We start from the raw sequence: 13363 nt of genomic DNA on the forward strand, positions 1-13363 counted from the left end.
ACCTGTGCAGCATCGTAACTGTCGGTATAACGCCATAGTACTACTAACGTGTTCAATTTATTAGCATTATAACAATAATTTGAACACAGACGCAAGAAAAAACGCTACCTGCATATACGACAGGTAGCGCTTTAGCACACGTCAGATATTCAGAGCGTCTCAGTACGGCCCGAAATCCAAACGGGCGGGATAATGGTTCTTGCGTTTCTCGACAGGCGGAAGCTGCATGTAATCACCATACATAAGTTCAAGCTGGTGTTCGAGATCACGCGGGAAGGCGACCATCATACCTTCGTACTCAAGTTTCTTTACTGGAAAAATATCATCAAGATAATACGTCTGCGTCCATTTATTGGTGTCGTTCATATAGGCAATACGCTTGGTCTTTACCTGCGCATAGCGGTTACGAGCCTCTTGTTCACGTTTATACATGTTGCGTGTCGAGACGTGAAAAAGCTTACAGACGCTTCTGCCGATTACCACGCCGGCGCGCAATAGCTTGCCCTTGATGCCGTCAGCAATAATGACGGGATGCGGCACCTCGACAAGAATGCGCATGTGCGACCAGAACCATGTGTCATTCGCTTGCTTTTTGTAAGCTTTTTCATCATCCGAAACATTGTCAAAGCAGTACACGTCTAAGAAGATGCCCAAATCAAGCGGAAGCGTTGCAAGCGCCTCTTCGCAGAACTGCGTTTCCTTGAGCATGATACGCGTCGTGGGAAACGGATAGTTGCTGTCGCGCTCCGTATTGATAATGGTGTACTTGTCAGCCCATTCGCGATCGTATATCTCAAGCAGCTTGTGGAAATCCTCAGCCGGAAGCGCAACGTCGATATCGTCATCCCAAGGTATAAAACCCTTATGGCGCAAGGCGCCGATACCTGTTCCCGCAATACCAAAATAGCGAAGGTTATGCTGCTCACATGTACCAATAAAATCCTTGAAAATCATGCGTTCAACGCGCTGCAGATGGTGCAGGGTTTCTTCATCGTATTCGCGCATTATCGCCCCTCGTACATTTTCTTGTAATACTCCTGATAGGACCCGTTTATCACATGCTCGACCCACGTACGGTTCTCAAGGTACCACGCAATCGTTTTGACGATCCCCTCTTCAAATGGAGTTTCCGGATACCAGCCAAGTTCTTCTCGGATTTTATCGGGCGCTATGCCATAGCGGCGGTCATGACCTTTACGGTCTGTCACATGCTTGATAAGGCTCTCATTGATTGCGGCATCGCCGGTCGCACGAGCTACCTCGGAAATAATTCGCTTCACAATGTAAAGGTTATTTCGCTCATTGTGACCGCCGACATTGTATACCTGTCCCAGGCGCCCCTTTTCAAGCGCCAGAGCAATAGCCTTGCAGTGGTCATCCACATACAGCCAGTCGCGCACATTGAGTCCGTCTCCATACACGGGTAACTCGCGATGATCTAGGCAATTCTGAATCATGAGCGGAATGAGCTTCTCAGGGAACTGATAAGGCCCGTAGTTGTTGGAACAACGTGTGATAATCGCCGGGAACCTATAGGTATCAAACCACGCCTGCACAAACATGTCCGCGCTTGCCTTTGAAGCGGAGTACGGACTGTGCGGAGACAGCGGCGTATCCTCACGGAAAAACGCCTCAGGATCGTCCAAAGGCAGTGACCCGTATACCTCATCGGTTGAAACCTGCAGGTACGTATGGTCACCAAAACCACCGCACCCATCATCCCATGCTGCTCTCGCGACACTCAGGAGCGCCACCGTTCCCATCACATTGGTATCTGCAAAAGCCCCCGGATCTTCTATGGAGCGGTCAACGTGACTCTCAGCAGCGAAATTTACCACATACTGAGGATCATACTGCTCAAAAAGACGTGCGAGAGACACTCGATCGCGTATGTCTACCTGCTCAAAGACAAGACGGGCATCTCCCTCGTAAGCGCTTAAATTCTCAAGATTGCCCGCGTAGGTCAGTATATCCACATTAACCACGCGAACATCCTCGCGCGTGCGCAGCAGATAGTGGATGAAATTCGATCCGATAAAACCGGCGCCTCCGGTCACCAAATATGTGTTCACACTATCCTCTTCCAACCGTTGTAAGATAGGCGGCAAGGGCTTCTTGCCAAGTACGCATTTCATTTCCAATAGTAGCAATCAGGTGCGCATTTTCCAAAGAGGAGTATGCGGGGCGAGAAGCGCTTTCAGGGTGCATCTCTTTCCATTCTGCCGAGCTTACACGCTTGATACGACAGTCAAGTCCGCTTCCTTGCATAATCGCTTCCGCAAAATCAGCCCAGGAACAGGTACCCTCATTGGTGCAGTGATAGATTCCATAGTTCTCGGTTACGCCCAGGGCGCAGAGCTCGTAGGCGAGATCGTTGGCGCTCGTGGGGTTACCAAACTGATCGTCTACCACGCATATCTCATCGTACTTCTCGCCAAGAGAGCGCATGGTCGCGACAAAGTTCTTACCCACATATCCATACAGCCATGCCACGCGCACGACAAACGTGCGGGGATTTGCGGAAAGTGCCAGTCCCTCACCGGCAAGCTTTGAGCGTCCGTAGGCTGAGATTGGCGCAGGCGCGTCCACCTCGGTTCGCGGACGCGGATCAGTGCCGGGAAATACGTAATCTGTTGAGACGTGAAGAAGTTTTACTCCCATGCGATTACAGGCACGGGCCAGGTTCAGAGGTCCCAGCGCGTTGGCGGCAAAGGCTTGATCAAAGTGCTGCTCGCAGCCATCAACATTCGTCAGAGCGGCACCGTTGATGACAAGGTCGTATGGATCGTGAGTCGCAAACCAAGCATCAACGTCCTCATACTTTGAGATATCAAGCTCATCGATATCAATATAGTCAACATTCGCGTCTCTATATGCGGAAGAAATCGGCCCTATCTCAGCCTGTCCAGTCTCAAGCAGGCGCTTAAGTTCATTACCCAGTTGTCCATGGGCGCCGGTAATAAGAATCCTCACGCTATTCTCCCCTTCCGCTCGGGACTACGCGGCCTTCGGCAACGCTTCTGAGGTGTTTGCCATAATCAGACTTGCCGTAACGCTCTGCGCATTCAACGAGCTTCTCGCGGTCAATCCAACCGTTGTCAAAGGCGATTTCTTCCGGAACGGAGACGGGCAGTCCCTGCGCTGTTTCTACCGTTCGCACGAAGGTAGAGGCCTCAAAAAGCGACTCCATAGTGCCGGTATCAAGCCAGGCAAAACCTCGTCCCAGTGTCACCACGTCAAGCGCCCCGTCTTCAAGGTAGAGCCTGTTGAGGTCGGTGATTTCATACTCACCGCGCGCGCTCGGCTTGACCTGCTTCACCATTTCGGTTACGCGAGCGTCATAGAAATAGAGGCCTGTTACCGCGTAATTTGATTTGGGGTGCTCAGGCTTCTCTTCAATAGAAACGGCATTGTAGTCCGCATCAAACTCAACCACGCCAAAGCGCTCGGGATCATCTACATGGTAGCCAAACACCGTTGCTCGGCCGCACTTCTCGGCTTTAGCAGCCGCGTCCCGGACAAGCTTGGAAAGTCCATTTCCATAAAAAATATTGTCGCCTAGGATAAGCGCACAGGGATCAGCACCGATAAAATCCTTGCCAATCACAAACGCCTGCGCTAAACCGTCAGGAGACGGCTGCTCGGCATAGCTGATGGAGATGCCAAAATCTGATCCGTCACCCAGCAAGCTCTCAAAGTTGGGCAAATCGCGTGGCGTTGAGATAACCAGCACGTCGCGAATGCCCGCAAGCATAAGCGTTGCCAGTGGGTAATAAATCATGGGCTTGTCATATACCGGAAGCAGCTGCTTAGATGTCACTGTTGTCAGCGGATAGAGTCTTGTGCCGCTTCCACCCGCAAGAATAATGCCTTTCATGCTTCCTCCCGCCGTCATCGTCTCAAGTCCCATCACATCTTAATCGATTGCCGTTATACGGTACAGGCGATACGGTCCCCCTGAAAGCACTGTCTCAAAGCCAGGCGTATCATCGGATATCTTAAAGTCAGGTAAGTCATATTGCTCATGGCCAAGCTGGATTGGGTTCTCATAATCAAGCACCAGTACGTAGTGAGCACCCACTTTCTTTATGGCCTTTTGCACCTCAGGGTCACTTGCCACCTTAGTAATTCTGGTTCGGATAAGTCTGCTTTCCGGGGTTTCTCTCTCCTCAATCTTGTTGCGGTAATAGACGTTCATGCCATTGACGGCATAGGCCATCATTGAGCCGTCGAAGGGATTGTTGAGCACTACCTCATCGCCTGTAATCTCTTTTGCCTTAGTAACAAAATCCTGCTCATACACCGAATAGGGCATCCATCCTTCTGGAGCGTAAGCTTCGTGCATATACTGGATGCCCCATCGAATCTCACTCTTTTCGTGAGCGGGCAGCTTGAATAAATCCCAGGGACTCATAAGGCAGCAAAGCCATACCACGGCCAAAATTGAGCTTATCCCCGCCTTTACCACCATCGCACCGCAAGAAGGACGTATGTGTTCTGAGGCGTCCATTCCAAGTGCGGTATCTTTTTCTCCGGCGTTTTTCCCGAACGCAAGGCGGCGAATACCGCTCGCGATAAGCGATACGAGACCTGCCGATGCGTCATAGACACCTAGCGCAACTATGGGAGCGGCGGTTATAACAACCATGGCAGCCGTTCGCTCCGGATCGGTATACCAAAAGCCCGTCAAAAAGCGCTTCACGGCGATATTTTCAGACAAACTTGCGACAAACTGAATCGCAACAAAGATAAAGGAGAGTGTGAGCCAGCGGTAACTGCGTTTACAGCAGCAATGCGCGAAACCTATCCAGAAGAATACCGAGTAGAAGAACACTGGCATACCCATCAGCAGGCCGAAGTTCAAAATATTGGAGAGCACCTTATCAGGACTGGACGAAAGATCCCAAAGGAAGTTAACTGTCGGCCGCATAAAAGGAGCGTTAAGCACCGCAATCCAGGCAAGTACCGCAATAAGGAAGAACCCGGGAATTGACGCACTAAGCACTTTTGGCTCAACCGAGCGATCAAACCCAAAGCTTCTGACAATCCGAGGAATAAGCGATACCAAAATGTAAGGAAATACCAGCACCGCCCAGAAGAAATCAGCGTTCGGCTGCATGCACAGCATACCAAGCAACGCAATCACAAGCAGAACAAGGCCACAGGCAGAGAAGATCTTCTCGCCACCTTTATGCTCAGCCTCGCTCAGAGCCTTGAAATGAGTTCCCTTCCCAACCGTGGCTTTTCGAGCCCTTTCATCGAAGCCTCCTGTGGACGCCACAAAAAGGTAAACGCAGGCAGGAACGCAGCAGAAGGCAATCACATTAGGATAGATGCCATGTACCGTAACCGCACGAATCGGGAAGGCAATGTTCGCAAACACCGCCGCGGCAACCGCGATAGAACCAATAAGCTTTTGCTTTCTGAATATGCCTTGAAACAGCGCAGCTATACCCACCGGATATACGATGGCGACAAATACGAACCACACCGCATTTTCCGCTACAGTCGCTCGAACATCCATGACGCGTGCAACCACCACAGCAAAAATATGGAAGGCGTACGGATAAAAGCTTTCATCAACAAAAGGAAGCTGCTGAGCTGGAAGAGAACCGCTGTAGAACGACGCATGGAACATGGAGTACACGCCTGAGTTCATACTACGTGCAATGTAGTCGAGATGAGCATAGTTATCGGCGCTCTGTAAAAACCACGCGGGATTTCTGATGGCCTTGTGAAATATGACCGCAAAAAGCACTGACGTTATGCCGGCGGTTATGAGAAAAAACTTCCAGTCAAGCTGCTCGGGTATCTCAGATTTCCACTTGAAACGCCTTCTGCAAAACTCCGCCACGCCAAAAATAAGCGCACAGAGCACACACACGCCCACCAAAAGAGGAATAATCCCCTTAAAACCGAGCGGATATATCACGATGCCTGAGATTGAAAAGAGCGCTCCGGATATCGCAGGCGCAACCACCAGTGAAGTTACCGGCTTGCTCTTAAGCGAAAGAACAACCAGAAACCCGGGAAGGTATACGAACAGTACGGTAATAAGCAGGACGAGCGCAAACTGTCTCCACATGGCCGTCACCTATACCAATTTTGCGAAACGCCGCTTTCCGGCTTGCAACACCGCATGGGCGAGAAGCGCCGGCTCAACATTATATGACTTTGGCACCAAAGCCTTTCCGTTGATCTTGACGCCGCCCCCGTCAATCAGACGGCGCGCGTCTCCCGCTGAAGCTGAAAGCTTGGTTTCAACCATCAATTTGGGCAGATATACGAGACCCTGGTCATTCAGCGTCAGTTCGATGGCAAACTCGGGGACATCTTCTGGAATCTCATGCTTCTTAAAGAGCGTATCAAAAGCGGCCTCCGCGGCAAGCGCGGCGGACGCTCCATGATAGAGCTCAACGATATTGCGGCCGAGAGCGCGTTTGAGCGTATATGGATCAGCTGTGTTGTCTTCAAAGCTCTTGTCGATAGCGTCAACCTCATCGATCGTAAGCGTTGAGCAAAGACGATAATAGCGAGGCACCAGCTTATCAGGGATGGACATAATCTTGCCGTACATATCGGCAGGTTCATCAGTGAGGCCAATGTAGTTGCCGTAGGATTTTGACATCTTTTTGACGCCATCGGTGCCCTCAAGCAGTGGCATCGTGAGCGCGATTTGAGGCTCCATACCTTCATCACGCATGAGGTCACGACCGGCAAGCAGGTTGAAAATCTGGTCGTTTCCGCCCATTTCAACATCAGCCTTAATCATGACCGAATCGTATGCCTGCAGCACCGGATAGATAAACTCATGCAGCGCAATGGACTGCTGGTTGTGGTAACGCTTGGAAAAATCCTCACGCTCCAGGATGCGCGCAACCGTAAATTTGCTCATGAGACTGAGCATCGTCTCAAGGTTCATCGGCTTAATCCAGTCGCCGTTATGGACAACGACCGTGCGCTCGGGATCGAGAATCTTCATAGCCTGTTCGACATACGTCTGCGCATTAGCTTCAACCTGCTCCGACGTCAGAGAAGGCCTTGTGGAATCCCTTCCGGACGGATCACCGATAAGGGCCGTGCCGTTGCCAATGATAAGCGTGACCTTATGTCCGAGGTCTTGAAACTGTCTCATTTTGCGCAGCGGAACCGCATGTCCAAGATGCAAATCGGGGCTGGTTGGATCGACGCCAAGCTTAATGTTGAGAGGTTCGCCCTTTGCGAGTTTTTCTTTCAATCCTTCAAACGGAACGATTTGCATCGTACCTGACGTAATGACTTTAAGCTGATCTTCAATTGGAAGCACGAATCTACCCTTTCGCATACGGCGACGTTCAATACTGTTATGAAGCACACGTTTTTCGCGGCATAAACTACCTCTAACAGTCTACATCAATATAAAGCTGTCTTTTTTCATGGAAAATGACAATTGCGCTATATAATTGTCAGGACTATGACAAGGAGGCGCAATGGGTATCAGGACCCGTCGAGCACATAAGCACGCAAATACGCACGTAGTAGGGTTTGGTATAGCAGGATTTTTTGGGTTTCTTGCTCTTCTCGCCCTCGCTTTTGCCCTTTCCATGGGCGCGGTTATTTCCACATGGTTGGATGATTTGCCCGATTACAACTCTGCAGACGCATATCTTGTCGCAGAACCTACACGGGTCTATGACGCAAAAGGCAATGACATTGTCGACTATTACCTTCAACAGCGCCGCTCAGTGACGCTTGATCAGATTTCCCCATACGTCATACAAGCGACAATCGATACTGAGGATCGCCGTTTTTATCAGCATAGCGGTATTGACGCCTGGGGTATCACCCGCGCGGCTGTCGGCGCTTTGACCGGCGGCGGCGAAGGAGCGTCCACCATCACGCAGCAGCTGGTCCGCAACACGGTTCTTTCAAACGAGCAGTTCGAGCGTTCCGCCAAGCGCAAGGTGCGCGAGGCGTATATTTCCATTCAGATGGAGAAAAAATTCTCCAAGGATCAAATCCTCAACATGTATCTGAATACCATCTACTACGGCAACGGCGCCTATGGCATTGAAGCCGCCTCGATTATCTACTTCAACAAGCACGCCAATGAGCTCACCCTCGCTGAAGCGGCCACCCTTGCCGGCCTTCCCCAGGCTCCTTCTTCCTACGATCCCACAGTCAATCCCGAAGCCGCAAAGGACCGCCGCAACACCGTCCTTGAGCGCATGCATCGGCAAGGCGACATCTCAGATGAAGAATACGAGAGTGCCATCAATGAAGACCTTGTGCTCAATCCCGGCAAGCTCACGGAATCAATTGGCAAGTATCCATACTTTACTGACTATGTAAAAAATCTGCTTCAGGAGGACTTTGATTCCGACACCATCATGCAGGGCGGTCTCAAGGTCTACACCACACTCGATCCAGACCTGCAGAAAGCCGCTGAGGACGCTTGCAACAGACGCCTTCAGGAGCTGGGCAATTCCCGCCTGGGCGCGGCGCTTGTGTCTATCGATCCGTCAAACGGCTACATTAAAGCCATGGTTGGCGGACAGGACTACAGCAAGAGCCAATACAACCTTGCAACCACTACCTACCGCCAGATGGGCTCGTCATTTAAGATGTACACCCTTGTCGCGGCCATTGACTCCGGCATGAACCCGGACATTGTCTTAAACTGCAATTCTCCCCTTCAGGTTACTCCCACCTGGCGTGTCCGTAACTTTGGCGGATACAGCTACGGCAATATGACACTCAGAAGAGCAACCGCGGTTTCCTCTAACACCGCTTACGCCCAGGTCGCTGAGGCGCTCGGTATCGAGAAGATCCTGAATACCTGCTATGCCATGGGCATTCGCACGAATCTCTCTCCATATCTTTCTACTACCCTCGGCTCTCAAGGCGTCACCGCTGTCGAGCACTGTACGGCATTTGCAACGCTTGCCTCCGGCGGCGTGCGCCACGACCCCGTTGCGATTACCAAGATTGAAGACCGTAACGGCAATGTCGTCTATGAGCATAAAGACAACGCCGTGCAGGCCCTTCGCCCCGAAGTTGCTCAGGCAACCACCGAAGTGCTCAAGGGAGTTATTTCCAGCGGCACAGGAACGTATGCTCGAAGCCTTTCCACCTTCAACCAGCCAATCGCCGGTAAAACCGGTACCTCCGACAACGCTGAAGACCTTTGGTTCTGTGGCTATACCCCGCAGCTTGCGACCGTTGTATGGATGGGATATCCCGACGCACACGAAGCGGTTCTTTTCCATGGTGCTGAAGGTTCCACATTTACCACATCGCAATATGTCTGGGCGTATTACATGAACGTGGCGCTGCAGGGCGTTCCGAGAAAAGAATTCCCCACAACCACAACGACTATTGACTACAAACCAAACAGTTCATGGAAGTTTGTTGCTGGCAATGTCAGCTCGAACACTACGAATAAAACTAATCAGACACAGCAGACGCAGCAGACTCAACAAACACAAACCAATACCAGCCAATCGGACGATGAAGAGGAGGAAGAGGAAGAAGATACCGATGACGAGGATACGCCTTCAACGCCATCTACCCCCTCAACACCGTCTACGCCATCTACGCCCTCAACACCGTCTACGCCATCTACGCCTTCCACTCCTTCCACGCCGTAAGAGTAAGAAAGGGAGTAATACGTTGCCTTTACCGGCAGCGCTCAGTTGTACCGGCAGTCTAAAGAAAGCCTCCTTTGTGGAGGCTTTCTTTTGTACGACTATGTCCCAGATAGTGGTATCAGCAAATCAGCCAAAAGAGGGGCTTCTCGCCAAAGGCTACGGACAGGGGTACTACCTACACGTCTATACTGCCCAACTGTTCAATGACTTCGCATACTTGTTGAGCGTGAGCGGGCTCGTCGATTGCGAGAAATACCGTATCGGCGCCGGCGATAGTCCCTACGCAAAAATTAAGTTTAACCTCGTCAACTGCGAAGGCTACAGCAGAAGCCGTACCGGGGTGACAACGAACGACAACCAGATTGCCGGCCGCAGTAACGCTGATTACGAACTCGGACAGCATATGCTGAAGGTGCATATCCTCAGACAGCACATAGGTACCCTCGGAGAGTTTCCTAAGGCACATTTCCGCCGTATCGCGAGACACCGTTGCCTGCGTACAGGAAAATCCACGCTCTCTGAGAAGCGCGACCAATTCACGCTGCGTACGGATAGGATTGCTTCGAATAAGCTCGCGTATGGCATTCTGTCGCGTCGTATAGTGTTTCACGAATCAATCCTCCCTATCATCTTTTAAACTAAAATCATACTCTCAAATAAATCTTTCGTTGCTCTTCCGCCTTTTACAGCGAAAAATGCTACGCTCAAAGGCCAATTGGCCGCACTCGCCGCATTTTTTCTCTTTTGTATCGTGTAGAGACGTATCATTCAGATACATTAGAGCTGAGTTCCAGGTACACTAAGTTCTAGGTACATTTTCAAACATTTTGCAGGTATGCGTGGAGGAATCATGCCGTACGACAATCAGGAGACTCGCCATTTCACCCATACACGGCACGACGTCGGCTCTGAGCGCCACCGCCAGGGACAAAGAAGACGTACACAACAGGGGCATCATCGGACTTCGTCCAGAAAGCGCCGTCCCTCTCAATTTTCACTTCGCGGATTCAGTTTCGCTAACTTTTCATTCTCCCGCCGCCTCAATAGCCGTCAGCGCATATTGATAGTGAGCATTCTCGCTCTTATCGCTTTGATTCTTATTATTTTCCTCATTTCAAGCTGTGTCCGTGGATGTTCCCGAAAGCCCGCGACCACAACGCAAACCAATCCCGTTGACTCCCGCGTTGCCGCAGGCGTAAGCGAAGAGCTCACCAAAGAATTCACCACCGCGCTCGACCAGGGAGAAAACCTCAAGTGGATAGCTGCGCATGCGGCCGACTACAAAGACCCTAAAATTCCCGAACTTGCCCTCAAACATCCCGAGGCCATTGATTTTGTAGCAAACTACCCTTCATCTGACGGGCAAGCAAAGTCGTACAGCGATACCGTCGAGAAGGGCACAGCGCCCAAACTCTATACCTGGGACACCCGTTGGGGCGCTACGACGTATGGTTCGTCAATCCTTGCGGTCAATGGTTCAGGACCCACCGCCGTCTCTATGGCCTATATGGGTCTTGTCGGCAAAGGTGACAAGACGCCTTCTGATGTCGCTGAGCTCGTAACCGCCGCCAATGACGCAACCGGAGAATCCGGTATGCACAGCGACTTCATTGAAAATCACCTTGACAAGCTGGGACTGCGCGCGCAGAGCTATGACTCCTCCGCGGCAAATATCAATGCCCTGCTTGATCAGGGCACCTACCTTCTGGCGGAAGTCAAAGCCAACGCCTTCGGCGACGGAGCCCCCGCGCACTGGGTATTGATTGCAAGCGAGAATGCCGATGGGTCAGTCATGGTATATGACCCAACCTCGCCTGAAGTCTCCAGTCATCCCTGGGATTCCGTCACCGTGGCTGCCTCCACAGAAACTCTCTACATGGTCAGTGTCGCCGAATCTTCGGAATAATAAAAGTGCTGGGAAAAGCTCCTATTTCAGGAGCTTTTCAGCGGCGTCTCCAAGAACTCTGAGATGAGATTCAGCTTCCTCGCGAGTCTTTCCAAGGGTAAAGAGATATGCTTTGACCTTTGGCTCTGTGCCGGAAGGACGGAAAATAACCTTATGGTCGCCCGCAAGGCGGTATTCGATGACATTTGATGCCGGAAGCGTTTGCGGAGCTTCTTTTTGAAGACCGGAAACGCGTGGCATCTGAGCGCCTGCAGCATAGTCCGTTACGCCAACAACCTTATATCCGCCGAGTTCCTCAAGAGGCGTCTCACGCAGATTGCTCATAATCTCTCCCATGCGCTCTGCTCCCGCCGCGCCCGGGAAAGCCGCGTTTACAACGCCATTGAGATAGTATCCGTAGCGCTGATAGAGAGCGTCCATCGCCTCATAGAGATCCATGCCCTTCGCGGCATAGTAAGAGGCCATTTCAACGCAGAGCATGGTGGCAACGATGGCGTCCTTATCGCGCGCATGCGTACCTACCAGGTATCCATAGGACTCCTCAAAGCCCATAAGGAAGCGACTCTCTTCGCCCTCAGCCTTAAGCTGGTCGATTTGGTCGCCAATATACTTAAAGCCGGTAAGCACGCGACGCATCTCAAAGCCGCGAGCGCGCGCCAACGCGTCAGGCATAGCCGATGAGACGATCGTGGATACAGCTACTTTCTCATTGAGCTTCTCGCCGCGCTCCTCTGCCATCGTAAGCAGCCAGTTCAGCAAGAGCACGCCCATCTCGTTTCCTGAGAGCAGCACATAATCTCCTGCATGCGGGATCGCGGTGCCCATACGGTCGGCATCGGGATCGGTTGCAACAAGAAGATTCGGTTTGACTTCATCAGCCAGACGCAAGGCCAGCTCAAGAGCCTCGCGGAACTCCGGGTTCGGATAGGTGCACGTTGGGAAATTCCCGTCAGGCATAGCTTGTTCGGGAACTACGCTGACGTCATTGACGCCAATCTCCTTCAAAATGCGCGTCACAAGCTCCATACCTGTGCCGTTAAGCGGCGTGTACACAACCTTGTATCCATCAGCAGCCTTAAAGCCGGGAACAGACACACGCTTGATTGCCGCAATGAAGCTGTCGAGCACTTCTTCGGAAGTCCACTCAATCAGACCCTGCTTCAAACCCTCATCAAAGTCCATCACGTTGACCTCAAAGGGGTCGACGCGCTCAATGTTGGCGGAAATCTCCACGGCAGCTTCATCGGTAATCTGTCCGCCGTTATCGTTGTATACCTTATAGCCGTTATAGACCGCGGGATTATGAGACGCGGTAAGCACAATGCCTGCTGATGTATGCAGATACCGTACGGCAAACGAAAGCGTTGGCACCGGCTCGATGCGCGGATACACAAAGACCTTGATGCCATTGGCGGCCAAAACGCCGGCAACTACACGCTGGAAGTCTTCGCCTTTGTTGCGTGAATCACGAGCCAGCGCCAGCGTTGGATGGTCGTAGTGAGCGTTCAGGTAATCGGCGACGCCCTGCGTTGCCTGAGCAACAACATATACGTTCATGCGATTAGTTCCGACACCTAACACGCCGCGCAAGCCAGCCGTGCCAAAGGCAAGGTTGCGGTAGAAAGCATCATAGAGAGCGTCCACCTTCTCGGGAGCAAGCAGTCCATCAAACTCAGACCGCAAATCAGCATCCTGAACATGTGCATTCCAAAGATTAACGGCAGCCTGAATTCTTGCATCCATTTGCTTCTCCTTTTATGTAGCGCATCGTTTTTCGACGCATCCCCCTATAGCAGTATTTTATGCTAAACTGCCGCGCCGTGGCAGG

Annotated in this window: 10 protein-coding genes; 2 read left to right on the forward strand and 8 right to left on the reverse strand. The window is 51.6% G+C overall.

Annotation, left to right across the window (positions count from 1 at the left end):
- Positions 1-159: 159 nt before the first annotated feature.
- Genes HMPREF1527_RS03105 through tyrS form a run of 6 tightly spaced genes read right to left on the reverse strand, consistent with a single transcriptional unit; the run spans position 160 to position 7306 of the window.
- Positions 160-1005 carry a phosphorylcholine transferase LicD gene (locus HMPREF1527_RS03105; protein WP_016477243.1) on the reverse strand — a complete coding sequence of 282 codons (846 nt, stop codon included), beginning with the start codon at positions 1003-1005 and terminating at the stop codon, positions 160-162.
- Complete coding sequence (gene rfbB / locus HMPREF1527_RS03110) at positions 1005-2072, reverse strand: dTDP-glucose 4,6-dehydratase (protein WP_016477244.1); 1068 nt, start codon at positions 2070-2072, stop codon at positions 1005-1007. Before rfbB ends, HMPREF1527_RS03105 begins: the two co-directional genes overlap by 1 nt.
- A 1-nt stretch (position 2073) precedes the next feature.
- Positions 2074-2973 carry a dTDP-4-dehydrorhamnose reductase gene (gene rfbD / locus HMPREF1527_RS03115; protein WP_016477245.1) on the reverse strand — a complete coding sequence of 300 codons (900 nt, stop codon included), beginning with the start codon at positions 2971-2973 and terminating at the stop codon, positions 2074-2076.
- A 1-nt stretch (position 2974) separates the two neighbouring features.
- Positions 2975-3877 (reverse strand): glucose-1-phosphate thymidylyltransferase RfbA, encoded by a 903-nt coding sequence (gene rfbA, locus HMPREF1527_RS03120; protein WP_016477246.1) that lies wholly within the window; start codon positions 3875-3877, stop codon positions 2975-2977.
- A gap of 39 nt (positions 3878-3916) precedes the next feature.
- Positions 3917-6085: a DUF6541 family protein gene (locus tag HMPREF1527_RS03125; protein WP_016477247.1), complete on the reverse strand. Its 2169-nt coding sequence runs from the start codon at positions 6083-6085 to the stop codon at positions 3917-3919.
- A 9-nt stretch (positions 6086-6094) separates the two neighbouring features.
- Positions 6095-7306 (reverse strand): tyrosine--tRNA ligase, encoded by a 1212-nt coding sequence (tyrS, locus tag HMPREF1527_RS03130; protein ID WP_016477248.1) that lies wholly within the window; start codon positions 7304-7306, stop codon positions 6095-6097.
- A 163-nt stretch (positions 7307-7469) separates the two neighbouring features.
- On the opposite strand from tyrS, the gene HMPREF1527_RS03135 reads away from it, so the two are divergent.
- Positions 7470-9629, forward strand: a complete 2160-nt coding sequence (locus HMPREF1527_RS03135; RefSeq protein ID WP_016477249.1) for a transglycosylase domain-containing protein — start codon at positions 7470-7472, stop codon at positions 9627-9629.
- A 175-nt stretch (positions 9630-9804) separates the two neighbouring features.
- Here HMPREF1527_RS03135 and HMPREF1527_RS03140 read toward each other — a convergent pair whose 3' ends face one another.
- Positions 9805-10239 (reverse strand): arginine repressor, encoded by a 435-nt coding sequence (locus HMPREF1527_RS03140; protein WP_016477250.1) that lies wholly within the window; start codon positions 10237-10239, stop codon positions 9805-9807.
- A gap of 240 nt (positions 10240-10479) precedes the next feature.
- Between HMPREF1527_RS03140 and HMPREF1527_RS03145 the strand changes: the two genes are divergently transcribed.
- The gene (locus HMPREF1527_RS03145) at positions 10480-11535 is read left to right on the forward strand and encodes a hypothetical protein (protein ID WP_016477251.1); all 1056 of its coding nucleotides are present in this window, start codon (positions 10480-10482) and stop codon (positions 11533-11535) included.
- A 21-nt stretch (positions 11536-11556) separates the two neighbouring features.
- Here the strand turns inward: HMPREF1527_RS03145 and HMPREF1527_RS03150 are convergent, their stop codons facing one another.
- Positions 11557-13278, reverse strand: coding sequence for a phospho-sugar mutase (locus tag HMPREF1527_RS03150; RefSeq protein WP_016477252.1), 1722 nt, complete (start codon positions 13276-13278; stop codon positions 11557-11559).
- Positions 13279-13363 lie beyond the last annotated feature (85 nt).

This window comes from Atopobium sp. oral taxon 199 str. F0494 (assembly GCF_000411555.1).
GTDB lineage: Bacteria > Actinomycetota > Coriobacteriia > Coriobacteriales > Atopobiaceae > Lancefieldella.

Bases quoted from the DNA above. Each gene is read 5' to 3' on its own strand.
- HMPREF1527_RS03105 (WP_016477243.1), bottom strand. From the start codon at position 1,005: ATGCGCGAATACGATGAAGAAACCCTGCACCATCTGCAGCGCGTTGAA.
- rfbA (WP_016477246.1), bottom strand. From the start codon at position 3,877: ATGAAAGGCATTATTCTTGCGGGTGGAAGCGGCACAAGACTCTATCCG.
- HMPREF1527_RS03125 (WP_016477247.1), bottom strand. From the start codon at position 6,085: ATGTGGAGACAGTTTGCGCTCGTCCTGCTTATTACCGTACTGTTCGTA.
- HMPREF1527_RS03135 (WP_016477249.1), top strand. From the start codon at position 7,470: ATGGGTATCAGGACCCGTCGAGCACATAAGCACGCAAATACGCACGTA.
- HMPREF1527_RS03145 (WP_016477251.1), top strand. From the start codon at position 10,480: ATGCCGTACGACAATCAGGAGACTCGCCATTTCACCCATACACGGCAC.
- HMPREF1527_RS03150 (WP_016477252.1), bottom strand. From the start codon at position 13,278: ATGGATGCAAGAATTCAGGCTGCCGTTAATCTTTGGAATGCACATGTT.